This window comes from Ruegeria sp. AM9, assembly GCF_056540565.1.
Genome location: NZ_JBQFWY010000005.1, coordinates 39,320 through 64,580, shown reverse-complemented (window position 1 = coordinate 64,580; position 25,261 = coordinate 39,320). Strand labels below are relative to the sequence as shown.

23 protein-coding genes and 1 tRNA gene are annotated in these 25,261 nt (G+C 58.7%); 14 read left to right on the top strand and 10 right to left on the bottom strand.

Annotated elements, in window-relative coordinates; translation table 11 throughout:
• Positions 1-419: 419 nt before the first annotated feature.
• On the bottom strand, positions 420-2,792 hold the full coding sequence (locus ACR0DO_RS10985) for a 1-deoxy-D-xylulose-5-phosphate synthase N-terminal domain-containing protein (RefSeq protein WP_480558668.1): 2,373 nt from the start codon (positions 2,790-2,792) through the stop codon (positions 420-422).
• A 14-nt stretch (positions 2,793-2,806) separates the two neighbouring features.
• Positions 2,807-4,006: a methionine gamma-lyase gene (locus tag ACR0DO_RS10980; RefSeq protein ID WP_480558666.1), complete on the bottom strand. Its 1,200-nt coding sequence runs from the start codon at positions 4,004-4,006 to the stop codon at positions 2,807-2,809.
• Positions 4,007-4,121: 115 nt separating this feature from the next.
• Between ACR0DO_RS10980 and ACR0DO_RS10975 the strand changes: the two genes are divergently transcribed.
• Entirely contained in the window at positions 4,122-4,577 is a 456-nt protein-coding gene (locus ACR0DO_RS10975; RefSeq protein ID WP_170446559.1) for an Lrp/AsnC family transcriptional regulator, read from the top strand.
• 385 nt (positions 4,578-4,962) lie between these two features.
• Here ACR0DO_RS10975 and ACR0DO_RS10970 read toward each other — a convergent pair.
• Both ACR0DO_RS10970 and ACR0DO_RS10965 read right to left on the bottom strand, forming a co-directional pair.
• Positions 4,963-5,039 (bottom strand) — tRNA-Pro (locus tag ACR0DO_RS10970).
• A gap of 99 nt (positions 5,040-5,138) precedes the next feature.
• Positions 5,139-6,254, bottom strand: a complete 1,116-nt coding sequence (locus ACR0DO_RS10965) for a THUMP domain-containing class I SAM-dependent RNA methyltransferase (RefSeq protein ID WP_480558664.1) — start codon at positions 6,252-6,254, stop codon at positions 5,139-5,141.
• A 288-nt stretch (positions 6,255-6,542) separates the two neighbouring features.
• On the opposite strand from ACR0DO_RS10965, the gene ACR0DO_RS10960 reads away from it, so the two are divergent.
• From ACR0DO_RS10960 to nqrF, 6 genes are read left to right on the top strand one after another with little or no spacing between them, the layout of a single operon-like run.
• Complete coding sequence (locus ACR0DO_RS10960) at positions 6,543-7,886, top strand: Na(+)-translocating NADH-quinone reductase subunit A (protein ID WP_480558662.1); 1,344 nt, start codon at positions 6,543-6,545, stop codon at positions 7,884-7,886.
• A 5-nt stretch (positions 7,887-7,891) separates the two neighbouring features.
• On the top strand, positions 7,892-9,100 hold the full coding sequence (locus tag ACR0DO_RS10955) for an NADH:ubiquinone reductase (Na(+)-transporting) subunit B (protein ID WP_480558660.1): 1,209 nt from the start codon (positions 7,892-7,894) through the stop codon (positions 9,098-9,100).
• On the top strand, positions 9,093-9,908 hold the full coding sequence (locus ACR0DO_RS10950) for a Na(+)-translocating NADH-quinone reductase subunit C (protein WP_480558658.1): 816 nt from the start codon (positions 9,093-9,095) through the stop codon (positions 9,906-9,908). The genes ACR0DO_RS10955 and ACR0DO_RS10950 overlap by 8 nt, the downstream gene beginning before the upstream one ends.
• On the top strand, positions 9,908-10,561 hold the full coding sequence (locus tag ACR0DO_RS10945; RefSeq protein WP_170326472.1) for an NADH:ubiquinone reductase (Na(+)-transporting) subunit D: 654 nt from the start codon (positions 9,908-9,910) through the stop codon (positions 10,559-10,561). Before ACR0DO_RS10950 ends, ACR0DO_RS10945 begins: the two co-directional genes overlap by 1 nt.
• Complete coding sequence (nqrE, locus tag ACR0DO_RS10940; protein ID WP_039526851.1) at positions 10,561-11,169, top strand: NADH:ubiquinone reductase (Na(+)-transporting) subunit E; 609 nt, start codon at positions 10,561-10,563, stop codon at positions 11,167-11,169. Before ACR0DO_RS10945 ends, nqrE begins: the two co-directional genes overlap by 1 nt.
• 10 nt (positions 11,170-11,179) lie before the next feature.
• Positions 11,180-12,403, top strand: coding sequence for an NADH:ubiquinone reductase (Na(+)-transporting) subunit F (nqrF, locus tag ACR0DO_RS10935; protein ID WP_480558656.1), 1,224 nt, complete (start codon positions 11,180-11,182; stop codon positions 12,401-12,403).
• 34 nt (positions 12,404-12,437) lie between these two features.
• On the opposite strand, the gene tviB is transcribed toward nqrF, so the two are convergent.
• The 3 genes from tviB to ACR0DO_RS10920 all read right to left on the bottom strand — a co-directional run bounded on the left by tviB (position 12,438) and on the right by ACR0DO_RS10920 (position 15,357).
• Positions 12,438-13,721, bottom strand: a complete 1,284-nt coding sequence (gene tviB / locus ACR0DO_RS10930) for a Vi polysaccharide biosynthesis UDP-N-acetylglucosamine C-6 dehydrogenase TviB (RefSeq protein ID WP_480558654.1) — start codon at positions 13,719-13,721, stop codon at positions 12,438-12,440.
• Positions 13,722-13,734: 13 nt separating this feature from the next.
• On the bottom strand, positions 13,735-14,748 hold the full coding sequence (locus ACR0DO_RS10925; RefSeq protein ID WP_480558652.1) for a GDP-mannose 4,6-dehydratase: 1,014 nt from the start codon (positions 14,746-14,748) through the stop codon (positions 13,735-13,737).
• 84 nt (positions 14,749-14,832) lie between these two features.
• Complete coding sequence (locus ACR0DO_RS10920) at positions 14,833-15,357, bottom strand: CBS domain-containing protein (protein ID WP_170446544.1); 525 nt, start codon at positions 15,355-15,357, stop codon at positions 14,833-14,835.
• A 124-nt stretch (positions 15,358-15,481) separates the two neighbouring features.
• On the opposite strand from ACR0DO_RS10920, the gene ACR0DO_RS10915 reads away from it, so the two are divergent.
• From ACR0DO_RS10915 to ACR0DO_RS10885, 7 genes are all read left to right on the top strand, one after another.
• Positions 15,482-15,667, top strand: a complete 186-nt coding sequence (locus ACR0DO_RS10915; protein WP_170446543.1) for a hypothetical protein — start codon at positions 15,482-15,484, stop codon at positions 15,665-15,667.
• Between the two features lie 65 nt (positions 15,668-15,732).
• On the top strand, positions 15,733-16,758 hold the full coding sequence (locus ACR0DO_RS10910; RefSeq protein WP_480558650.1) for an FAD:protein FMN transferase: 1,026 nt from the start codon (positions 15,733-15,735) through the stop codon (positions 16,756-16,758).
• A 15-nt stretch (positions 16,759-16,773) separates the two neighbouring features.
• The gene (gene nqrM, locus ACR0DO_RS10905; RefSeq protein WP_170326465.1) at positions 16,774-17,016 is read left to right on the top strand and encodes a (Na+)-NQR maturation NqrM; all 243 of its coding nucleotides are present in this window, start codon (positions 16,774-16,776) and stop codon (positions 17,014-17,016) included.
• 61 nt (positions 17,017-17,077) lie between these two features.
• Positions 17,078-18,757 carry a sulfatase-like hydrolase/transferase gene (locus ACR0DO_RS10900; RefSeq protein ID WP_480558648.1) on the top strand — a complete coding sequence of 560 codons (1,680 nt, stop codon included), beginning with the start codon at positions 17,078-17,080 and terminating at the stop codon, positions 18,755-18,757.
• A 97-nt stretch (positions 18,758-18,854) separates the two neighbouring features.
• On the top strand, positions 18,855-20,372 hold the full coding sequence (gene gpmI / locus ACR0DO_RS10895) for a 2,3-bisphosphoglycerate-independent phosphoglycerate mutase (protein WP_480558646.1): 1,518 nt from the start codon (positions 18,855-18,857) through the stop codon (positions 20,370-20,372).
• Complete coding sequence (locus ACR0DO_RS10890; protein ID WP_170446537.1) at positions 20,369-21,499, top strand: peptidase M23; 1,131 nt, start codon at positions 20,369-20,371, stop codon at positions 21,497-21,499. The genes gpmI and ACR0DO_RS10890 overlap by 4 nt, the downstream gene beginning before the upstream one ends.
• A gap of 6 nt (positions 21,500-21,505) precedes the next feature.
• A complete protein-coding gene (locus ACR0DO_RS10885; protein WP_480558644.1) occupies positions 21,506-22,846 on the top strand; it encodes a S41 family peptidase in 1,341 nt (446 codons plus the stop codon).
• Positions 22,847-22,960: 114 nt separating this feature from the next.
• Here the strand turns inward: ACR0DO_RS10885 and ACR0DO_RS10880 are convergent, their stop codons facing one another.
• From ACR0DO_RS10880 to ACR0DO_RS10870, 3 genes are all read right to left on the bottom strand, one after another.
• Positions 22,961-23,347, bottom strand: a complete 387-nt coding sequence (locus ACR0DO_RS10880) for a type II toxin-antitoxin system death-on-curing family toxin (protein WP_480558642.1) — start codon at positions 23,345-23,347, stop codon at positions 22,961-22,963.
• Positions 23,344-23,568 carry an AbrB/MazE/SpoVT family DNA-binding domain-containing protein gene (locus ACR0DO_RS10875; RefSeq protein ID WP_475212944.1) on the bottom strand — a complete coding sequence of 75 codons (225 nt, stop codon included), beginning with the start codon at positions 23,566-23,568 and terminating at the stop codon, positions 23,344-23,346. Before ACR0DO_RS10875 ends, ACR0DO_RS10880 begins: the two co-directional genes overlap by 4 nt.
• Positions 23,569-23,664: 96 nt before the next feature.
• Positions 23,665-25,218, bottom strand: a complete 1,554-nt coding sequence (locus ACR0DO_RS10870) for an MFS transporter (RefSeq protein WP_480558639.1) — start codon at positions 25,216-25,218, stop codon at positions 23,665-23,667.
• Between the last annotated feature and the right edge of the window lie 43 nt (positions 25,219-25,261).

The window sequence follows — 25,261 nt, the reverse complement described above, 5'->3', positions numbered from 1 at the left end:
AGGGTAACGCCACGGCTTATCTCGCTACTTAACAAGAAACGCCGGAAAGAGGTTGCCGGTCCGGTAGTTCCGACGCGCTAAAGAAAGCTGTCGGGATTATGGGCTGGGAGGTTTGAGGTGGGGTTGCGGTGTTTGGATTCAATGGGTGGGAACGAAATGAGCGCGCGGGCGATTTAAACGTTGCGAAGATCAATGCGTTCAAAAATCCAAAAAAAACAACAAAGGCGTCCTCGGGCACCTTGTTTTATTGGTCGGAGTGAGAGGATTCGAACCTCCGCCCCATGCCTCCCGAAGATCGGTGCTGGCAGCCAAGTTATTGGTTTTCGTCTATGGAGCATTGTCTACATACCCCTGTAGCTGCTTTGGTCTAAGTTCAGAGCTGGTTTGATCTCTGTTTTCTCTACCCAAATCCAACCCACTTATGCACGGTGAAGAGTCCGGCCATGGGTCAGGCCATTCACTTTCTCCAGAATAGCGTCTGCATCGATGCAGTGGTGGCGATATAGATCGCCGATTGTTCCGGTCTGACCAAAATGCTCAACGCCCATTGGAATAGTCTGATGTCCAAGCACTGCCCCGAGCCAGGAGAGAGTTGCAGGATGACCATCGATGACGGTGACGAGCTTACAGTGCGGCGGAAGGTCGGACATCAGGGTTTCGATGTGGGAGCGTGCCGCTTGGTTACCGCGAGAACGCGCTCGTTGGGCGGCAGTCCAACCGGCATTCAGGCGATCTGCCGATGTCACGGCCAAAACACCTATGTCGCGACGGCCCTCGCCAATCATACCAGCGGCTTTGATTGCCTCTGGCGCGACTGCTCCTTGATAGGCGATTACCACTTCGCAATTGGGTCCCGGTTTTCGCAACCAATAGGCCCCATCAATGGCACCTTGGTGGAACTCATCGTCGACACGTTTTCCAGGCTGTTCAATCGGGTTGGTGGTCAGGCGCAGATAGACGGACCCTCCGGTTTCATCGCGCAGCCAGGTGCGCTCGTCCGGCTGCCCTTCGCCGTCGCGCTGAATGTAATCAAAGGCCCACTCCATGATCACCGCTAGCTCGTCGGCAAAGGCGGGTTCAAAAGCGGCCAGCCCGTCCTGGCTCATCCCGATCAGCGGTGTTCCAACGGATTGGTGTGCTCCACCTTCGGGGGCCAGTGTAACGCCCGAAGGTGTGCCAACCAGCATGAAGCGCGCGTCCTGATAACAGGCGTAATTCAGCGCATCGAGGCCGCGGCTGACAAATGGATCATAGACGGTGCCAATTGGGATCAGCCGCTTACCGAACAGGGAATGCGACAGACCCGCCGCTCCCAGAAGCAACATGAGGTTCATTTCGGCGATACCAAGCTCGATATGCTGCCCTTCCGGCGTGAATTCCCATTTCGCCGTCGAAGGGATCCGGTGTTCGATGAAAGCATCGGATTGTTCGGATCGGGCAAATAGCTTGCGTCGGTTCACCCAAGGACCAAGGCTTGTCGTGCCTGTCACATCTGGGGAGGTCGTCACTATGCGTTCGGCCAATGGGCTGTCGCCTTTTGATAGATCGTCTAGGATCTTGCCAAACGCCATCTGTGTCGAGATTTCGCGGCTGGTGTCGATTTCGATTGGCGGCACATCCAGCTTGTCATCAAAATAGCGGCGCGGACCTTTGGCAAAGAACGGTGTTTTGGCCAGAAAATCCTTGAGGGCGTCTGGGTCCTGCACTGTCGCGAGTGGCTCCCATTCTTCGCCCTTCGGCACACCCATATGCGACTGCCACGCGGCGAACTGGCTATTGTTCATCAGCCCGCCGTGATTGTCCTTGTGGCCTGCGATGGGGGTGCCCCATCCTTTGACGGTGTAGGCCAGGAAACATGTTGGGCGATCATGATCAATGTCGGCAAATGTCTGGGCCATGGTCTCGACGCAGTTGCCGCCGAGGTTCTCCATAAGTGCAGCGAGCTCTGCATCCGTGCGCCGTTCGATCAGAGCGGTTACATCCCCCTGATCCCCCAGATCGTCCATGAGACGCTGTCGCCAATTCGCACCACCCATGAAAGTCAAAGCGGAGTAATCCTGGTTGGGGCAGGCGTCGATCCAATCACGCAGGCGGCCGCCGCCGGGCTCTTCAAAGGCCGCGCGTTGAAGTACGCCATATTTAACACGCACGACATCCCAACTGAACGCATCGAAGATTTTCTCGATCCGTTCAAACAGTCCTTCCCGGACGATACCGTCCAGCGACTGTCGGTTGTAATCGATGATCCACCACGTGTTTCGCAGGTCGTTCTTCCAGCCTTCCTGTAATGCCTCATAGACGTTGCCTTCATCCAGTTCGGCATCGCCCACTAGGGCTACCATACGTCCCATTGGCGCGTCTGAGCCCCAGCTTTTGGCCTTGATGTAATCCTGAATGATCGAGGCAAACGAGGTGATCGCGACACCCAGACCCACCGACCCGGTCGAGAAATCAACATCATCAATGTCCTTGGTCCGGCTGGGATAACTTTGCACACCTCCAAATCCGCGAAAATTCTCCATCTTCTCGCGCGTTTGATTGCCCATGAGATACTGCATCGCGTGAAAAACCGGCGAGGCATGGGGTTTGACTGCAACCCGGTCCTCAGGCCGCAAGGCCGAGAAATAGAGCGCGGTCATAATCGATACCATCGAAGCGGACGAAGCCTGATGGCCACCGATCTTGATCCCATCCACCTTTGGTCGGACATGGTTGGCATGGTGGATCATCCAATGCGACAACCACAGCAGGCGCTGTTCGACGATCTTCAGTTGGGTGGGATCAATGTGCATGGCGATCTCCGGGTTCAGGCGGCGCTGCGGGCAGGGTAGGGCAAAGCTTGCTCCAAATCTGCAAGGATATCGTCGACATCCTCCAGCCCGACGGACAGACGGATCAGGCCATCGCTGATGCCATGCTCGGCCCGCTCTTCCGGGGTATACGTCGAATGAGTCATGGATGCGGGGTGCTGGATCAGTGTTTCCGCGTCGCCCAGGGAAACCGCGCGCTGGATCATGTTCAGACGGTTCATGAATTCAATCCCACCGGACAGGCCGGACTTGATCTCGAACGCTATCATAGCACCCGGTTGGGACATCTGTCGCTGCGCGACATCGTGCTGGGCGAAACTCTCAAGACCGGGGAAATAAACTTCGCCGACAGCGGGATGTGCTTCGAGAAAATCTGCGACGATCTTGGCGGACGCACAGTGACGATCCAGACGCAGGTTCAGTGTCTTCAGACCACGCAGGATCAGCATCGCGTTGAAAGGGGCCATTACCGCGCCAGTCATGTCCTTCATCCCAACAAGGCGGATCTCAGCAATCTGTTCGGCGGTTCCTACAACCAGACCGGCAACCACATCGCCATGCCCACCCAGGTATTTGGTAGCGGAGTGCAGAACGATATCTGCCCCGTGCTCGATCGGGCGGGTCAGATACGGGCTGGCATAGGTGTTATCAACGACAACCGTTGCACCGACCGAGTGCGCAATTTTGGCGCTGGCGGCGATGTCCACCAAGCGCATGTTCGGATTGGCCGGAGTTTCGAAATAGACAACGCGGGTTTTGTCAGAAACGGCCGCTTTCAGGTTCTCGGGGTCTGTCATGTCGACGTGCGTGATCGTGACCCCCCATTTCGCCAAACCATGACGCATAAAGGCGAAGGTGCAGCCATAGAGTGTTTTGTCCACGATGACTTCGTCACCTGGCGACAGCAGGGTCCAAAGCACTGCCGTGATCGCCCCCATGCCGCTTGAGAGAGCTAGCCCGGCCTCGGCTCCTTCAAGCACGGCAATGCGTTGTTCTAGAAGGTCGCATGTGGGGTTTGAAATACGGCTGTAGATATGACCTTCACGTTCGCCCGCGAACATCTCTCCGCCAGCCTCTGCGGTTTCAAAGGTAAACGTGGACGTCAAATGCAGAGGTGGTGTCAGCGCGCCGTCATTTTCCAGAGGGTTGTAAGCGTGGTGAATGGCGCGGGTGGCAAATCCGGTTGAACGAGTCATTGCAAGCTCCTGATGCATGTTGGAGCCAGATTGCGCCTTTACTTTGGGCTAATGGTTGCCAATTATACCAAATTGAATGGTAATATTGGCATATTCTGCCAAGCAAGAGGGTGAAATGGACGCCAAGGACAGGCAAATCATTCGAGCGCTGCAGCGGGACGGGCGCATGACGAACCAGAATCTTGCCGACGAAGTGAACTTGTCCCCCTCGCCGTGTTTGCGCCGGGTCAAAAACCTCGAAGCCAACGGAGTGATAAAGGGATACAGCGCCGACGTTGACGCTGCCGCGTATGGGATGGCCATTACCGTCTTCGTGCGTATCCGGTTAGAGAGGCACAATGAAACGGACGTTCAGAACTTTGAAAAGCGTGTTCGGATGATCGATGAAGTTCTTGAATGCCACGTGCTGACCGGGGCAATGGACTATCAGTTGCGGGTTTTGGTATCGGACCTCGAGGCCTATGAGGAATTTATTCGTCACCGAATTCATCCGATCGGCGGGATAGCCTCGATCGATACCAGCTTTGTCTATGGAACAGTAAAAAAGACCGCCGTTTTTCCGCCCGGATAGATGAACCGAGTTAGAATGGGTCGTTACCAAACAGCTAAACACTTCCGCTGATAGATTTTTCCCGCTGCAATTTCCCATTGTCACCAACGCTACAGAGAAGACATGCAGCACGTGCTGCATCACTTTTGAGAAGATTGGGATGACCAAGAAACCATACGAAAATACAAGGTCGGCAAAATACGTTGAGTTCGGGGTGCGAGCACTGAAATCGACTAAGAGCCAGGCCGAGATTGCAGCATAGGTCAGGCATGTTAACCAGAACATGATCACGATGATCAAACCGGGTCTGGTGCGCGGAATCGGACATGTTACCGCAAACCATTACGCGTAACGAAAACAGGGAAATTTTGAGAGGCGAGAAATCAGCGTAAGTGTCTGATTTTATTGGTCGGAGTGAGAGGATTCGAACCTCCGACCCCTGCCTCCCGAAGACAGTGCTCTACCAGGCTGAGCTACACTCCGACCGTGGCGGGTGATCTATACCCGGGGATTTGGATGTGCAAGAGGGTTTTTGACGTCCCGCGCAGGATTTCCAGGCGGGCGGGCGACACGGATTTCCCGTCAGGGCAAGGGATCGGTTCGGTATAGCCGGATTTTCGTGCCGCCATGATCCACTACGGGTCCCAGGGGCAGCAAAGGCAGCCGTGTTGCGCGGGCGAGCGACTGGTTGCTGGTCACTATTCCAACACGCCAGCCGCTGAATCGTGACATTAGAACTTTGCCCAGACTGCCGTACAGAGAGCGCAGGCGCTTTTCGTCTCCGATTCTGGCGCCATAGGGCGGGTTGACGATGACCAAACCTGCAGGACCCGCCGGAGGTTTGATGTCACTGACCGACTTGCACTGAAACCGGGTGTGTGCGGCAACTCCGGCCCGGTCGGCATTGGTGGTGGCCGCGTCCGCAGCGCCGGCGTTTCGGTCTGAGCCATGAAACACCATGTCCGTTTCCGACCGCGCGTCAGTCTGTTGCATTGCGGCCCAGGCTTTCGATTCGAACCCGTGCAGGTCTTCGAAAGCAAAATGGCGGGATCGACCGGGGTTCAGGTCTAGGGCGATCTCGGCGGCTTCGATGACAAATGTGCCCGAACCGCACATCGGGTCCAGAACGGGTTCTGAGCCGTCAAAGCCGCATTCACGCAGAAACATCGCCGCCATCGTTTCGCGCATCGGAGCCTTGGCCACTGCCGGTTTATGGCCGCGTTTGTGCAATGGCTCGCCCGAGGTGTCGACGGACAAGGTACAGATATCCTTTTCGATGCGCAGCAAGACGCGCAGGCCCGCATCAGATGAAATCGGTGCCCCCAGCGTTTCCGAGATCGCCCGCTCGATCCTCTGGCGGGCGGCGCCTGCGTGATAGATACGCGACTTGCGGCTGGTGGCTTCGACCTTGACCGGAACGTCAGGGCGCAGGATATCGGACCACGGAAACTTGCGCGCCCGCTTGTCGAGCTGCGCCAGATGAACTGCGGGAAAGCTGCCCAATCTGACAAGAACCTTGTTTGCCCCGCGCAGACACAGGTTCGCGCGCCAGACCTCGGGCCAGTCTCCACGGCAACTGACCCCGCCGGGTACGATTTTGGCGGCTGCGAATCCCTTCTCGACGGTCTCGGCGTGCAATGGCGCCTCAAGCCCGGGGGTGGCCACCAGAAAAATCTCAAGATCGCTCGTCTGTTCCATTGGATTTGCTTACACTGGAAGCTTTCCGGGTGCGACACGCAAATTGAGCTGCGACAAAACGTAAATCTTCCGCGGAAAGTGCCATTCAAAGTGCAGTTTTGACGGTAACAGGTTTGCTTTTAGCATCATCCCCGCGTAAAGGGGCCACAATCAGAATTACGCCCGCGGAATTCGGACGCATTTCGACGCTTTTGCGACGACGGTCTGGAAATCCCGCGTTATTGTCTGACCCTGAAAAGGTGTCGGCATGGCTGGCGCAGGTAAAGAGGCTTGGAAGACAGTAGCGACATGCAAACTTTCAAACTGAAAAAAGGGTTGGAGTTGCCGGTGCAGGGCGCGCCGGAACAAACCATCCATCCGGGACCAGAATTCAAAACTGTCGGAGTGTTGGGGGGCGATTACCTCGGCCTGAAACCGCGTATGCTGGTTCAGGAAGGTGACACGGTTCAGCGCGGTACACCGCTGTTCTGTCACAAGGATGTGCCTCAGGCGATGATGGTGGCTCCGCTTAGCGGCAAAGTCGTGGCGATCAATCGCGGCGCCCGCCGCGTGCTGCAGAGCGTCGTGATCGAGGTTTCGGACCCGAACGACACAGGTGTTGATTTCTCGGGTGTCGGCAGCGGTGACAGCGCCGAAGGTGTGGCCGATAAGCTGTGCGCAGCGGGCCTGTGGACGGCTTTCCGCACGCGCCCCTATTCCAAGATGCCCGTGCCGGGCACCTCTCCGGCAGCGATTTTCGTTACTGCGATGGATAGCGAACCGCTTGCGGCCGACGCCGCCGTGATCATTGCCGATGCGGGTGAAGCGTTTGCTGCGGGCCTGGGTGCGATTTCCAAGCTGACCGAGGGCAAAACCTATCTGTGCCACAAGGACGGTGATTCCATTCCGGGTGCGGATGTGGCGGGTGTCGAGGCTGCAGCCTTCTCGGGCCCGCATCCCTCGGGTCTGGCTGGCACGCACATTCACTTCCTTGAGCCGCTGGCAGGTGACAAGCAGGTCTGGACCATCGGCTATCAGGACGTGATCGCCATTGGCCGGTTGTTTCAAACCGGGCATCTGGACCCCAACGTTGTGATCGCTCTGAGTGGTCCGGGCGCGCGGCAACCGCGTCTGATCCGCACCGTGATGGGCGCCTCGACCGATGACCTGACCCGCGATGAGGTTGATGTGGACGGCACCGCCCGGATCATCTCGGGCTCGATCCTGTCCGGAACGCAGGCCGACGGTCCGACCGCTTATCTGGGGCGTTTCGCTCGTCAGATTTCGATCATTCGCGAAGACCACGACCAGCACACTATGGGCTGGATTCTTCCGATGCCGTCGAAATTCGCGATCCAGCCGGTTCTTGGATCGGCCTTTGCTCGCAAGCTCTACAACCTGACCAGCAACCTGAACGGTGGCCGCCGCGCGATGGTACCCACGGGCACGTTCGAAGAGCTGATGCCGCAGGACTATCTGCCGACCCAGCTGCTGCGGGCGCTGCTGGTGATGGACACCGATACCGCTCAGGCACTGGGCGCGCTGGAGCTGGACGAAGAGGATCTGGGCCTTGTGGGCTTTGCCTGTCCGGCGAAATATGAATATGGGCTGGCGCTGCGCGACTGCCTGACCAAAATTGAAAAGGAGGGCTAATCCGAATGGGTTTGCGCAACTTCTTTGACCGGATCGAGCCGAACTTTACCAAGGGCGGCAAGTACGAGAAGCTTTTCCCCATCTACGAGATGGTCGAAAGCTTCATCTACACTCCGAAAACCGTAACCACCGTCGCGCCCCATGCACGGTCTTATGTGGATATGAAGCGGATTATGACCTATGTCGTGATCGCGACGATCCCCTGTATCCTGTGGGGGATGTGGAACACCGGCTTTCAGGCGAATTCGGCCATTGCGGCCTTGGGCGCGGATGCCGCGACCGGCTGGCGGATCGCGCTGCTGCAGATGTTCGGCATTTCGCTGGACCCGTCCAGCATCTTTGCCAATGTCATGCACGGGCTGCTCTACTTCCTGCCGATCTATATCGTGACACTGGTCGCAGGCGGTATTTTCGAGGTCATCTTCGCCACCGTGCGCGGGCATGAGGTGAACGAGGGTTTCCTTGTGACCTCAATGCTTTACACGCTGATCATGCCGGCCACCACACCCCTGTGGCAGGTGGCACTGGGCATCATCTTTGGCGTGGTGATCGGGAAAGAGGTGTTTGGCGGCACCGGCAAGAACTTCCTCAACCCCGCGCTGGTAGGCCGCGCGTTCCTGTATTTCGCCTATCCGGCGCAGATGTCGGGTGATGCGGTCTGGACCCCGGTTGACGGGTTCTCGGGCGCCACGGCGCTGGCCGTTTCCGCGGCTGACGGGATGCAGGCGCTGGCCGCCGAGGGCATCACCTGGTGGAGCGCCTTTTACGGCACCATTCAGGGCAGCTTTGGTGAAACCTCGACGCTGGCCTGTATGATAGGTCTGGCCTTCCTGCTTGTAACCAAGATTGCCAACTATCGCCTGATCGTGGGCTGTCTGGCCGGTACGATCCTGTTCACATGGCTGCTGAATCTGATCGGGTCGAACACCAACCCGATGTTTGCGATGCCCTGGTACTGGCACATCGTGCTGGGCGGATATGCGTTCGGTCTGGCCTTCATGGTGACCGAACCGGTATCGGCAAGCCACACCAATCTGGGCCGCTACATCTATGGCGCGCTGATCGGTGTCATGGTTGTGCTGATCCGCGTCCTCAACCCGGCTTTCCCCGAAGGCATGATGCTGGCCATCCTGTTCGGCAACGTCTTTGCACCGCTGATCGACTATTTCGTCGTTCAGGCCAACATCAAACGGAGGGCGCGTCGCCATGTCTGATACGCAATCCCAAGAACCAAAAGGCGCGATTGCCAAGTTTCTGGCGGCCTCGCCGGATTCGGTCGGCAAAACGATCTTCATCGCCATGGCCGTTTGCCTTGTGGCCTCGATGGTCGTGTCCGCCGCTGCGGTCAGCCTGCGTCCGGTGCAGGAAGCCAACGCGCTGAAGGACAAGCAGGTGAACGTCCTGCAGGTGGCGGGTGTCTACGAGCCCGGCATCGACGTCTCCAAAGCCTTCGCCGCGTTCGAGCCACATGTGCTGGAACTGGCCACAGGCGAGTTCGTCGATGACCAGTTCGACCCGGCCACCTTCGACGATATCGCCGCCGCCAGCGACCCCGAGCTGAGCGTCGCGCTGGATGACGACCCCGCAGGGATCGGCCGCAAGGCAAAGTACCGCGTGATCTATCTGCTGCGCGACGATGCAGGCGCGCTGGACAAGGTGATCCTGCCGCTGCACGGCTATGGCTTGTGGTCGACGCTCTATGGCTTTATCGCGCTGGAAAACAACGGCAATGATATCTTCGGCCTGCAGTTCTATCAGCATGGCGAAACCCCCGGTCTGGGTGCCGAGGTGGATAACCCGCGCTGGAAAGCGCTGTGGAGCGGTAAGAAACTGCGCGATGACGCAGGCGATCTGCAGATCACCGTTGCCAAGTCGCAACCCGCCGCAGGTCCCGACTTCTATGTCGACGCGCTGGCCGGTGCCACGCTGACGTCCGTGGGTGTCGATAACCTCGTGAAATTCTGGATGGGCGATGCGGGCTACGCTCCGTTTCTGGCCAAACTGCAAGCAGGAGAGCTCTGATGTCCCAGACCAAGAAAGAGATGCTGGTCGACCCGCTTGTCGACAACAACCCGATCACGCTGCAGGTTCTGGGCATCTGTTCGGCGCTGGCGGTGACCTCATCGCTGCAGGTGGCCTTTGTGATGGCGCTGGCGGTGACCTTTGTGACCGCGTTCTCGTCAATGTTCATCTCGATTCTGCGCAACCAGATCCCGGGCTCGATCCGGATTATCGTGCAGATGGTGATCATCGCCTCGCTGGTGATCCTGGTGGATCAGGTTCTCAAGGCCTATGCCTTTGAGATTTCGAAAACCCTGTCGGTTTTCGTCGGCCTGATCATCACCAACTGTATCGTGATGGGCCGCGCCGAGGCGTTTGCGATGAAGAACCCGCCGATGGCGTCCTTCATCGACGGTGTGGGCAACGGCATGGGCTATGGCCTGATCCTGATGCTGGTCGGCTTTATCCGCGAACTGTTCGGCGCGGGTTCGCTGTTCGGTGTCACCATTCTGGAGACCATCAACAACGGTGGCTGGTACGTGCCCAACGGCATGCTGCTGCTGCCGCCGTCGGCGTTCTTCATCATCGGTCTGATCATCTGGGCCTTCCGCACATGGAAGCCGAACCAGGTGGAAGAGCGTGAGTACAAAATTCAGCAGGTAGAGGCCCACTGATGGAAGGTCTGATCTCACTGGCCGTAAAGGCCATCTTTGTCGAAAACCTTGCGCTCAGCTTTTTCCTCGGGATGTGTACCTTCATCGCCGTGTCGAAAAAGATTTCGACCGCGCTGGGTCTGGGCATCTCGGTCATGGTCGTTCAGGCGATCACCGTGCCTGCCAACAACCTGCTGCTGAACTACCTGCTGAAGCCGGGCGCGCTGGCTTGGGCCGGGTTCCCGGATGTGGACCTGACCTTCCTCGGCCTGATCTCGTATATCGGCGTGATCGCGGCGATGGTTCAGATTCTCGAGATGGTTTTGGACAAGTATTTCCCGCCGCTCTACAACGCGCTGGGGATTTTCCTGCCGCTGATCACGGTGAACTGCGCCATTCTGGGTGGCTCGCTGTTCATGGTGGAGCGTGACTACAACTTTGCCGAGGCCACCACCTATGGTCTGTCCTCCGGCTTTGGCTGGGCGCTGGCGATCACCGCGATGGCCGGGGTTCGAGAAAAGCTGAAATACTCGGACATTCCCGACGGACTGCAAGGTCTGGGCATCACCTTCATCACCGCAGGTCTGATGGCGATGGCCTTCATGTCCTTCTCGGGCGTGAAACTGTAAGGAGGGCGCAATGGAAACTTTTAGCCTTGGCGTAATCCTTTTCACGCTGATCGTTCTGGCACTGGTCGCCATCATCATGGCCGCACGCTCGCGTCTGGTTTCGACCGGCAACGTCAACATCACCATCAACGGTGAGAAAACCATCTCTGTGCCCGCAGGCGGCAAGCTGCTGCAAACGCTGGCAGCCGAGAAGCTGTTCGTCCCCTCCGCCTGTGGCGGTGGCGGCACCTGCGCGCAGTGCCGGGTGAAGGTACATTCCGGTGGCGGCTCGATCCTGCCGACCGAGGAAAGCCATATTACCAAGCGCGAAGCCTCCTGCGGCGACCGTCTGTCCTGTCAGGTTGCGGTCAAGCAGGACATGGATATCGAAGTTCCGGAAGAGGTCTTTGGCGTCAAGAAGTGGGAATGCACCGTACGCTCGAACGACAACGTCGCGACCTTCATCAAGGCACTGACGCTGGACCTGCCCGAGGGTGAGGATGTGAATTTCCGCGCCGGTGGCTACATCCAGATCGAGGCCCCTGCGCACGCATTGAAATACACCGATTTCGACGTGCAGGAGGAGTACCGCGAGGATTGGGACCGTTTCAATCTGTGGCAATACGAATCCGTCGTGAACGAACCGATCGAGCGCGCCTATTCGATGGCCAACTATCCGGACGAAAAAGGCATGATCATGCTGAACGTCCGGGTTGCGTCGCCGCCTCCGGGCTCCGAGGGTATCCCTCCGGGTCAGATGTCGTCGTACATCTTCAACCTGAAACCGGGCGACAAGGTCACGATCTCGGGCCCGTTCGGCGAGTTTTTCGCCCGCGAGACTGAAAAAGAGATGGTCTTCATCGGCGGTGGCGCTGGTATGGCGCCGATGCGCAGCCACATCTTTGACCAGCTCAAACGTCTTGAGAACCGCAACCGCAAGATCAGCTTCTGGTACGGTGCGCGCTCGAAGAAAGAGATGTTCTTTGTCGAGGATTTCGACACCCTGGCCAAGGAATTTGACAATTTCGAATGGCATGTCGCCCTGTCGGATGCCCAGCCCGAGGACGACTGGAAAGGCTATACCGGCTTCATCCACAACGTCCTGTTCGAAGAATACCTCAAGAACCACCCCGCGCCCGAAGATTGCGAGTTCTACATGTGTGGCCCACCGATCATGAACCAGTCGGTCATCAACATGCTGCTGGATCTGGGTGTGGACCGCGAAGACATCATGCTCGACGATTTCGGCGGGTAAGGAACAAAGAGCCGGCGCATCCAGCGCCGGTTTTTTACAGGCGCAGGTCGCTAGCCTCTTTGGGAAGGCAGGATTTGACGTCGAACACGACGCTCTGACCTTTGCCGTAGGCGCGCACCTGCGCAGGATCGAGGTCCAGAAACTCCCGATGCGCCACCGCCAGCACCACGCCGTCATAGGTGGCGTTCTGGGGGTCATCGATCAGTGAGATTCCATACTCGGCCTCGGCAGCGCGCGGATCGGCGTGGGGATCATAGACATCCACGGTAACGCCGTATTCCTGCAGTTCTTCGATGATATCGACAACGCGTGTATTGCGCAGGTCCGGGCAGTTTTCTTTGAAAGTCAGCCCCATCACCAAAACCCGCGCCGCGCCCACGTTGATCCCGTCGCGCATCATCCGCTTGACCAATTGTGAAACCACATAGCCGCCCATGCCGTCATTCAGCCGCCGTCCGGCCAGAATGATCTGCGGATGATGGCCGACGGCCTCGGCCTTGTGGGTCAGGTAATAGGGATCGACCCCAATACAGTGCCCGCCAACCAGACCGGGACGGAAGGGCAGGAAGTTCCATTTGGTGCCCGCCGCCCGCAGAACGGCATCGGTGTCGATACCCATGCGGCCAAAGATCATCGCCAATTCATTGACCAGCGCGATGTTCAGATCGCGCTGTGTGTTCTCGATCACCTTTGCGGCCTCGGCCACGCGGATGCTTTCGGCCTTGTGGGTACCCGCCGCGATGATCCGGGCATAGAGCGCATTCACCAGATCGGCCGCTTCGGGGGTCGAGCCGGACGTCACCTTGCAGATATCCGAGATCCTGTGCGTCTTGTCGCCGGGATTGATCCGCTCGGGGCTGTATCCGGCAAAGAAATCGCGGTTGAAATCCAGCCCCGATGCGCGTTCCAGAACCGGCACGCAGTCTTCCTCGGTCGCGCCGGGATAGACAGTAGATTCATAGATCACCAGATCACCGGGTTTCAGAAGCCCGCCAACCATTTCAGACGCCGCAAGCAAGGGGGACAGGTCCGGCTGCTTGCCGTCGGTGATCGGCGTAGGGACCGTGACGATGTACGTGTCGCATTCCGCCAGATCGGACCTGTCGGTTGTGAAAATCAGCCTGGAGGCTGCCGTCAGGTCTTCGGGCTCGACCTCTTGCGTTGCATCCAGCCCCGCGCACAGAGCTTTGATCCGGTCCGGGTTGATATCATAGCCCACAACCGGACCGATCTTGCCGAACGCCACAGCCAGCGGCAGGCCGACATAGCCAAGACCAATAACAGCGATCCGACGGGAATTCGGGTTGGTTTCAAGCATCACAGCCCTCGGGTCACTTTTGGTGATAGTCGCGGAACCATTCGACAAATCGTGCGATTCCGTCTTTGAAATCCGTCTGCGGCCGGTAGCCAGTCAGCCGTTGCAACAGGTCGTTGTCGGCCCATGTCGCCGGTACATCACCCATCTGCATCGGCATATAGTTGCGGATGGCCTTTTTCCCCAGCGCCTCTTCGATGGCTTCGACAAAGTCCATCAGCCGGACCTTGTCGCCGTTGCCGATATTGACCACACGCCACGGCGCTGCTGGGGAAAGGCTGTCGCCTTCCTCGATTTCCTCGGCGCTGGCCGGACGCTCGGGCGGGACATCGATTAGCAGCCTGATCCCGCGCACGAGGTCTTCCACATAGGTGAAATCCCGATACATGTCGCCGTGGTTATAGATGTCGATGGGTCGCTCATCCAGAATGGCGTCCACGAATTTGTAGAGTGCCAGATCGGGCCGCCCCCAGGTTCCGTAGACGGTGAAAAACCGGAACATCGTGGTCGGCAGGTTCCACAGATGGGCATAGGAATGGCCCATCGCCTCATTCGCCTTTTTGGTCGCGGCGTAGATGGTCAGGGGGCTGTCGGCCTTTTCCACCTCGGTAAAGGGCATGACCTCGTTGGCGCCATAAACCGAGGAGGTGGAGGCCATCAAAAGATGTTCGACCTTGTGCTGCCGGGCGGCCTCCATCACGTTGAACGTACCAACCACGTTCGAGCTGACATAGCTGCGCGGATCTTCGAGGCTGTATCGCACCCCGGCCTGCGCGGCGAGATGGACGATCACCTCGGGCTGGAACTCATCAGCGACCTGCATCAGGCGTTCGTGGTTTTCCAGCAGGTCCTCGGTCGCGGAAAAGCCGGGCGTCTGCAACAGCATCTGGTGCCGGCGTTGTTTCAGGGTGACGTCATAATAATCCGTCATCCCGTCATAGCCATGCACCCGGAATCCTTCAGACAGCAGCAGCTTTGTCAGATGGAACCCGATAAATCCCGCCGTACCCGTGATCAGAACTCGTTTCATGTAACCCTCGACCTTAACGCAATCTTTGACGCATCAGGGATACCGTCGCCGGGGCAAGGTCAAGGGGATTCTGGACGAAATCGCTTAGCCGACGATCATCTGTTTCATTCGAAGCGCTTCGTATTCCAGCTCTTTCAGGCGGAAATGCACAACGTCTCCGATGGTGATGACACCGACAAGGGTGCCGTCGCGCAGAACCGGCATGTGGCGGAACCGGCCTTCGGTCATGGATTTCAGAACGTCGTTCAGATAATCATCCGGCGTACAGGTCTTGACCTCGCGGGTCATCAGGTCTTCGACCGCTTGCGGCAGGGTCTGGCCCGGCGTGTCCGCCATGCGCCGCACGATGTCACGCTCGGACAGGATGCCCTGCAACGCGCCGTTCTGATCAGTCACCAGCACCGCACCGATCCGCTTTTCCTTCAGCGTATTGACGACCGAGTGGATCGTCTCGTTCGGGCGCACCGAGAACACCGCATCCCCTTTACCTTCCAGCAACTTGGCCACGGTTGTCTGCGAGTGCGACAGGTTCGAGTCCGTCGATTGGCTGTACGTGGACTTGTCTGCCTTGTCGCCACGCGATGGCGATTGGTAAGAGGTTGGGGCCATGGGCAATCTCCTTCATGGTTATTGCAAAGTCTTTCCCTTTTACCTTAGCGCAGCTAAACGACCTGTATAGGGTGCATTTGCACTGATCGGCGGAAACTGCCGCCAGCAGAGGAACCTTAAGCCTTTGAACGAACTGTATCTCACCCCGCCCCTGGCCGCGTTGATTTTCTTTGCGGTGGTCGTATGCGGCCACAATTTCCGCATGGCGTGGAAACAGCAGGTGCCGGGATGGCAGAAACGGGCATGGCTGTTCGGGGTGCCGGCGGGGATCGGCCTTTTGGTTCTGGGCTTTTTGCCGCTGAAGCTGTGACGCCGGTTTGACTCCGGCAAGGGTGGCTGGCATATGCCGGGCACTGAATTTTCGGAGACCACCCCATGCGTCTTGTGCCTGTACTGGCCTTTGTCACACTCCTGTCCGGCTGCCTGTTCGACAAAGAGCCCGAAGTGGTCCGCCTGTCGGGCGAGACCATGGGAACGACGTTCAACATCACCGCGATTGGCGAGGATCTGGACGAGGACGCTTTGGCTGCCGCAGTCCAAGAAACCCTGGTCGAGGTCAACGCCAAGATGTCGAACTGGGACCCGAATTCCGAGGTCTCGACCTTTTCCGCCGCAACCAGCACTGACCCGATGCCGGTATCCGCCGAATTCGCGCAAGTGATGACGGCCGCGAATGACGTGCACGAGAAATCCGGCGGTATCTTCGACGTTACCCTTGGCCCGCTGATCGAACTGTGGGGCTTTGGCCCGCGCACGCCGGAAGACCCGGTGCCCTCGGATGCCGAAATTGAGGCCGCGCTGAGCGGTGTCGGCCAAAACCGGCTGCTGTCCCTGGATGCCGAAGCCGGTACACTGGCGAAATCCGAACCTGGCGTCGGCATTAACCTGTCTGCGATCGCCAAGGGCTATGGTATCGACGCCGTCGCCGAGACCCTGCGCGAAGCGGGGATCGAGGACTATCTGGTCGAGATTGGCGGCGATCTGGTCACCAAGGGTCAGAACGACAAGGGTGAGGCCTGGCGCATCGGTATTGAAAAACCACAGGCCGGAGCGCAGACCCCGCAGTTGATCGTATCGGTGGGTGACCTGGGGATGGCCAGCTCGGGCGATTACAAGAATTTCTTCGAACAGGATGGCGTGCGCTATTCGCATATCATCGACCCGACGACGGGCCGCCCGATCACGCACCGGACGACCTCGGTCACCGTTCTGGCCGAAAATGCGATGATGGCGGATGCCTGGGCCACGGCGATGCTGGCTTTGGGGCAGGAAAAGGGCCTTGAACTTGCCGAAAAGCATGAACTTGCCGTGTATTTCATCTCGCGGGATGTGACAGGCGGCGAAGAAGCCTATATCACCGTACACAGCACCGCATTCAAAGACGCGCTTGGCACCAACTAACCGGTAGGACCCACGATGAGCACTTTTATTCTGGCCTTCATTTTGCTGACCCTCGTCGTGGTGGGCATGTCGTTGGGCGTGATGCTGATGGGCAAGACCATCAAGGGCAGCTGCGGCGGCCTGAACGCGATCTCGGGCGCGGATAAATGCGTGGTCTGCCAGAAGGACGTCGATCCGAACTCGCCGCTGCGCGACAAGCTCCAGTGCAAGCGCGCCAGAAAGATGCAGGAGCAGATGGAACGTCAGGCCGAAGCGTAATTTGCACTTCGCCCTCAGCCGGGAATTGGCTAACTAGGTCCCTGAATACTGGGGGTACCGCATGGCCAAAGCCAAAAACATCCTGTTCATCATGTTCGACCAGCTGCGCTGGGATTACCTGAGTTGCTACGGCCACCCGCATCTGCAAACCCCCAATATTGACCGTCTAGCCGCGCGCGGCGTGCGCTTCGACCGCGCCTATATCCAATCCCCAATCTGCGGCAGCTCACGCATGTCCACCTATACCGGGCGATATGTGCATTCGCATGGGGCCTCGTGGAACGGTATCCCGCTGAAGGTCGGTGAGATCACTATGGGCGACCATCTGCGCAAGGCTGGGATGGACTGTTGGCTGGTTGGCAAAACCCATATGAAAGCGGATGCCGAGGGGATGGCGCGGCTGGGGCTGGAACCCGACAGCCTGATCGGTGCCCGCGTAGCGGAATGCGGGTTCGACGTCTTTGAACGCGATGACGGAATGCGCCCCGAAGGCCCGGATGGGTTCTATGACCCGGACGGGGCAAGAAAATACAACAAGTACCTCACCGACAAGGGCTATGAGAGTGACAACCCCTGGCACGACTTTGCCAACTCCGGATTGGATGCGGATGGCAACGTGTTGTCGGGCTGGTTTCTGAAGAACTCAAGCGAGGCGGCAAATATCGCCGAAGAAGATAGTGAAACGCCCTATCTCACCGGGCGCGGCATCGAATTCATGGAAAGCCAAGACGCCCCGTGGTGCTGTCACCTGAGCTTTATCAAGCCGCATTGGCCCTATATCGTGCCGGAACCCTATGCCTCGATGTATAGCCCTGAGCACCTGCTGCCTGTGGTCCGGTCCGAGGCCGAGCGTGAGAATGCCCACCCGGTGCTGCGCGCATTCATGGATACGAAAATCGGCCAGACCTTCTCGCGCCAGGACGTGCGCGAGGCGGTGATCCCCGCCTATATGGGCCTGATCAAACAGGCCGACGATCAGATGGGCCGCCTGCTCGACTGGATGGAGAAAACCGGCCGGATGGAGGACACGATGATCGTGCTGACCTCGGATCATGGTGACTTTCTGGGCGATCATTGGATGGGAGAGAAGACGTTCTTCCACAATGCCTCGACCAAGATACCGCTTATTATCTACGACCCGTCGCCCGAGGCCGACGCGACGCGCGGCACCGTCAGCGATGCGCTGGTGGAATCCATCGACCTTGCCCCAACCTTTGTGGAGATGGCGGGTGGAGAGGTCGCTTCGCATATCCTCGAAGGGCATTCTCTGCTGCCGATCCTGCATGGCCGGCAAGATGAAACGCCGCGCGACGTGGTGATCTGCGAATATGACTACTCGGCCTCGCCCATCGCTGACATGCTGAACGCCTCGGTCCGGGATGCGGTGATGTTCATGGTCGCTAACAAGAAGTGGAAGCTGATCCATTGCGAAGGCGGCCACCGGCCTATCTTGTTTGATCTGGAAAACGACCCGGATGAACTGACCGATCTGGGCGACAGTGCCGACCACGCCCAGGTCATCGCTGAGATGTACGAGCATCTCTTTGCCTGGACCCGCCGCCCTTCGCAGCGGACCACGCGGTCCGAAGAACAACTGATCGAGATGCGCACGAAAAGCCGGGGCAGGGGGGTTGTCCTGGGGGTGTATGACGAAAACGACGCCCCTCTGGACCTGACTGTCAGATACCGGGGGCGCAAGGCACGGCCTTTTGCTGAATATATCAGCAAGGGCAAACCGTAACGTCATTAATTCTGCCCGGCGCAGGCCAAAAGGCGGTTCACCCGCCGTTGGTCAAGCGATACAAGACGGGCCAAGAGCAGAAATCCGGAGAGCCGAAATGACCGCCCCCAAACCCGTTGTCCTGTGCATTCTTGATGGTTGGGGCCTGTCCAAGGATACAGAGGCTAACGCACCTTATCTGGCCAACACGCCAACCTTCGACGCGATCATGGCCGACGGTCCACACGCAACCCTGATCACCCACGGGCCGGATGTAGGTTTGCCAAGCGGCCAGATGGGCAATTCCGAGGTCGGCCACACCAATATCGGCGCGGGTCGCGTTGTCGCCATGGACCTGGGACAGATCGATCTGGCGATCGAGGACGGTTCGTTTTTCGACAACGAGGCGCTGCAGGATTTCATTGCCAAGGTGAAAACCGCAGGCGGCACGGCGCATCTGATGGGGCTGGTGTCGGATGGTGGTGTGCATGGTCACCTGAACCACATCGTTGCCGCAGCCAAAGCGATCACCGACGCGGGCGTGCCTGTTGCGTTGCACGCGATCACCGATGGCCGCGACGTAGCCCCCAAATCCGCCTTCACCTATATCGCCGAATTGGAAGATCGCCTGCCCGAAGGCGCGCGCATTGTCACCGTCAGCGGGCGCTATTTTGCGATGGACCGCGACAACCGTTGGGAACGCGTCAGCGAGGCTTATGAGGCGATAATCAATGGTCAGGGTCGGACGGCTGCCTCCGCGCATGGCGCGATTGACCACGCCTACAATCAATCCGAAACCGATGAATTCATTGTGCCCACGGTGCTGAAGGGCTTTGACGGAGTGAAAGACGGCGACGGAGTCTTCTGTCTCAATTTCCGCGCCGACCGCGCGCGTGAGATTCTGCGGGCGATTGGCGAGCCCGGCTTTTCAGATTTCGACACCGGCCCACGCCCGCAATTGTCTGCGCTGCTAGGGATGGTCGAATACTCGGACGGCCACAACGCCTATATGACCACCGTGTTTCCCAAACGCGATATCGTGAATACGCTGGGTGAGTGGGTCGCCAAACAAGGCCTGCGTCAGTTCCGCCTGGCCGAAACCGAGAAATACCCGCATGTCACGTTCTTTCTCAACGGCGGCAAGGAAACGCCCGAGGTTGGTGAAGACCGTTACATGCCGAAATCGCCCAAAGTGGCGACCTATGACCTGCAGCCGGAAATGTCCTCGACCGAGGTGACCGCAAAATTCGTCGAAGCGATTGAAGCGGGCTATGACCTGATCGTCACCAACTATGCCAACCCGGATATGGTTGGTCACTCCGGCGACCTGCAGGCGGCAATCAAGGCCTGCGAGGCCGTGGATCAGGGGCTGGCGCAGGTGGTTGCTGCGTTGAAAAGGGTGGGCGGTGCGATGATCGTGACCGCCGACCACGGCAATTGCGAAATGATGGTCGACCCCGAAACCGGCGGGCCGCATACCGCACACACACTTAACCCGGTTCCCGTGGCATTGGTTGGCGGGCCAAACGGCGCCACGCTGCGCAACGGGCGTCTGTCTGATCTGGCACCAACCCTGTTGCAACTGATGGGTCTGGAACAGCCGCCGGAAATGACTGGAAAGAGCCTGCTGTCATGACCATGCGCGCGCTTGTTCTGGCGCTGCTGTTTGCGGCCCCGGTCCATGCACAGACCGACCCGTCCACAGCCGCGCTGAATGCGGCGCAGATGCTCGAGGACGCCTCGGTCGCCCTGACCGAGGCGGACAGTGCCCGTGATCGCGTGCGCGCCCTGACCGAAACCATTCAGGCCTATGAGGCCGGTCTGACCGCCATGCGCGAAGGCCTGCGCCGCGCCGCCACGCGTGAGGCGCAGTTGACTGCCGAGCTGCGCGCCCGCGAAAAGGAAATCGCGCAGTTGCTGGGCGTGTTGCAGACCATTGAAACCACCGCACCTCCGGTTCTGATGCTGCACCCGTCGGGGCCGTTGGGATCGGCCCGGGCAGGGATGATGCTGTCCGAGGTCACACCGGGCCTCAACACCCGCGCGCAGGCTTTGGCCCATGATCTGCAAGAGGTGCAGACCCTGCGCCAATTGCAACAGAGTGCCGCGGAAACACTGACCGAAGGGCTGACGGGCGTCCAAACCGCTCGCACGCAGCTCAGCACCGCGATCGCCGATCGCACCGATTTACCCAGCCGTTTTGTCGAAGACCCGGTACGGACCGCAATCCTGATTTCGTCCACTGAGACACTGGAAGGGTTTGCCAGCGGCCTGTCCGAAATTTCCGAAGGCGAAATCGCGGAAACCAATGCAGACATCTCGGACCGCAAGGGTGAGATTGCGTTGCCCGCGCAGGGCGTTCTACTGCACCGCGCAGGGGAAACGGATGCGGCTGGTGTCAAACGCCCCGGTGTGATCTTGGGCACGCGACCCCGCGCAATTGTGACTTCGCCGACAGCCGCCACGATCCGTTATCGCGGACCACTGCTGGATTTGGGGAATCTGGTGATACTGGAGCCTCAACCCGGGCTTTTGTTCGTGTTTTCGGGCCTGCAAGAGGTTTACGGCAACACAGGGCAGGTGATCCCCGAGGGCACGCCGGTCGGGTTGATGCCCGGTGAAACACCCGAAATCGGCGCTATTTTGTCAACAAGCGGTGATGGCACTGGAACTGACCGGTCAGAAACGCTCTATATAGAGGTAAGACAGGATAACAGCCCCGTGGACCCGGAATCGTGGTTTCGGACCAGCAAGGATGGATGAGTACGTATGAAGAAATTTGTGATGGCCGCTCTGGCCGGAACCGTGGCAGGCGTAATCGCAACCACTCAGATCGCAGGCCCTCTGCTGGCGCAGGAGGCCGAGAACAATGCCACCGTCTATGAGCAGCTGGATCTGTTCGGCGACATTTTCGAACGCATTCGTGCGCAATATGTCGAAGAGGTCGAACCCGAGGAACTGATCGAAGCGGCGATTGACGGCATGCTGACCTCACTGGATCCGCACTCCAGCTATCTGTCGCCCGACGATGCCGAGCAGATGCGCGTGCAGACCCGTGGCGAATTCGGCGGGTTGGGCATTGAAGTCACGCAAGAAGAGGGCTTTGTGAAAGTCGTCTCGCCCATCGACGACACGCCCGCAGATGCGGCGGGGATCGAAGCCGGGGATTTCATCACCCATGTCGACGGCGAAAGCATTCTGGGCCTGACGCTGGACAAGGCGGTTGATCTGATGCGCGGCCCGGTCGGGTCCGAAATCGTGATTACCGTCGTGCGCGAAGGTGAACAGGAACCGTTCGACGTCACCATCATCCGCGACACTATCAAACTGACCGCCGTGCGCGCCCGCACCGAAGGCACCAGTGTCGTGCTGCGGGTCACCACGTTCAACGATCAGACCTTCCCCAACCTTGAGGAAGGTTTGAGCGAACAGATCGAAGAGGCTGGTGGCATCGACAAGGTCAATGGTTTTGTCCTGGACCTGCGCAACAACCCAGGCGGTCTGCTGACTCAGGCGATCAAGGTCTCGGATGCGTTCCTGAACGAAGGCGAGATCGTCTCGACCCGTGGCCGTGATCCGGGCGAAGGCGAGCGGTTCAACGCGACCCCCGGCGATCTGGCCGAAGGCAAACCGCTTGTGGTTCTGATCAATGGCGGTTCGGCCTCGGCGTCTGAAATTGTCGCCGGCGCGCTGCAGGATCACCGCCGCGCCATCGTGGTCGGCACCAAAAGCTTTGGTAAAGGCTCGGTGCAGACGGTCATGCCGCTGCGCGGAGACGGTGCGATGCGCCTGACTACATCGCGGTATTACACGCCGTCTGGCCGCTCGATCCAGGCGCTTGGCGTCAGCCCCGACATCATCGTCGAACAGCCGCGCCCGGCGCCCGCGTCGGACGACGAAGACTCGAACCGTCCGGCCCGGTCCGAAGCTGACCTGCGCGGCAGCCTGAACAATGACAGCCTCAGCGAGGATGAAATCCGTCAGATCGAGGAAGACCGCGCCCGCGCCGAAGCAACTGCGGAACTGCGGGAAGAGGATTATCAACTGGCCTATGCCATCGACATCCTAAAGGGTCTGTCGGCCTTCAACCCGAACGGGCCGTCTCAGTGATATTCCGAGGCCGCCTGATGAGCGGCCTCTGATACAGGATATTGAAAGCCCCGCTCGTTTTCGGCGGGGCTTTCTGTTTGGCTTGGTTTGTCCGGGATGCGTTCTCTGACAGGCTCAGATTGGCTTCCAGCCAGCTTTCACCCAGTTTGCAAACTCTGTTTCATCAATTTGACCTGCCGCCAGACCTTCCATCATCAGAACACCCTTGGTTGGGTCAGGAAGGAAGGCATGCCCGTTAAGTCGCAGAAAAGTAAGAGCAGTCACAAAGGCCGTTCTCTTGTTGCCGTCGACGAAAGCATGCGCCTTGGCGATGCCAAACGCGTAGGCGGCTGCAATTTCGGCAAGATCGGCATCGGCATAGGCCGCAAGGTTCATGGCTCTTGCACAGCCCATCTCCAAAAGGGCGCGATCCCGCATGCCGGGGGCGCCGCCATGTCGTGATATCTGTCTGTCGTGAATAGCGACAACCGCCGCCAGAGGAACCCAGGTCAGGGGCTTCACGCCAGTGCCTGAAGCAGATCGCGGTTCTCATCCATGACAATTTCTGCGGCCTCAAGCGCCTCGGCGACCGAAGGGTCGTGGGCCATGATTTTCAGCGTGCCATCATCACCGCGCAAGACAAAAAGGGTATCACCCTCTTTGGCATCAAGGATGGTCAACATCTCGGTGGACAGCGTCATGACGGCCGAATTTCCGACCTTGCGGATCTTGGTTTCGATCATTGGGTTCTCCTGGTATATATTAATGTATATACCCATCTGAAGCGAAACTGGCAAGTTTCAGCTGACTCATCCGGAATTGACCTTTGGCCAGAGGGATCAGCCTTCCACCTTATGCAGCTTTTCCTCATCCAGCATTATTGCCAGCAAGACCCCGACCGAAACGGAAAGGGTCGCGAAGATGAAGGCCATGTTCATTCCGGTGTCAAAGGAAGCGGCAATGGCGGATTTAACCTTTTCGGCCTCGGCGGGACTTAGTTTTTCCATGACGGCCTTGGCAGAGGGTGTGGTCAGTGTTCCCACGTTTATGGCTCTCTGGCTGGCTTCCGAGAGGTCAATTCCGGCGTATGTCAGCCGCTCACCCAGGCTGCGCAGGCTTACCAGATACATGATCGCGGTGGCGCAGGCGACCGAGATGGCGCCGTAGACCAGATGGGTCATGAAACTCAGCCCGCCGACCAGACCCGCCCGTTCCGGTTTCACCGCACAGACGGCGGCGGTGCCGGACGGCCCGACCGTCAGCGTCGCGCCCAAACCGATCATCGCCATGCCCGGCAGGATCTGGAAATATCCGAGCCCTGCGGGCATCACCACAACGCTGGCGGCCCCGGCTGTGGCACAGAGATACCCCCAGAGCAAAAGCCGTTTTGGGCCGAAATCGTTATACAACCGGCCCGACAGGATGGACCCCACAGCCAGAAGAACCGTCAGCGGTGCCAGCCCAAAGGCTGATTGCAAGGTCGACCAGCCCAGAACCTTTTGCATGTATTGCGGGAAATACATCAAACCGACGAAGGCCGCCGACACGTTGAACATGTTCAGCCCCAGGGTGATCCGGAATTCACGGTTGGCCATCATCTGCGGCAGCAACAGCGGCTCTTTCACCCGCTTTTCCACCTGGGGGAACAGAACGAACAAGACCGCGCTGACGAAGAACAGCATTAGCAACGGGGCCGAGGTCCAACCCCAATCCGCGCCCACATCCAGCCCGTAGAGCAACAGCAAAACGGCAAAGGACAGCACGGCCATCCCGGCAAAATCGATATGCTCTCCCTGCTTGTGCTGGGTTTCGCGCTGCATCAGCAGCAGGGCGGTCACCATCGAGATGGTGGAGAAAATCACATTGGCGAGGAAAAACAGCCGCCAGTCCCCCAGGTTGACCACCATTCCGCTGATCAGAGGCCCAAAGACATTGCCGCAGGTCACACCAGCCAATATCAGCCCCATGATCATGGCCCGATGTTCGGGCCGCGAGACCTTGGTCGCCCCGAACGCCAGCGTGCAGGGCCAGACACATCCCGCGCCGATCCCCTGCAGGGCGCGCGCAATAATCAGAAAGTCCAGGCTGGGCGAGACAAAGCACATGACGGACGAGAACAGAAAGATCGACAGCCCGATCAGCATCATCTTGCGGTGCCCGAACATATCGCCCATGCGCCCTCCGGCGACCATGGTCATGGCGAAGAACAGCGCGTAGATGTTCAGAACCCACTGTGTGCTGGTGATATCCGCATCAAAGCTGTTTTCGATGGCCGGAACCAGAATCAGCGCGCCGGTAAAGTCGATGCCGATCCCAAACCCCGTCACCATCAATGCAATGACTTTGACGATGCTGCTGCGATCCATGAGCTTGCCCAGACTGCTGCGGGTCACCCTAGGATGCACGGAATCTCGCTGAAAAGATAGAGACTTGCCC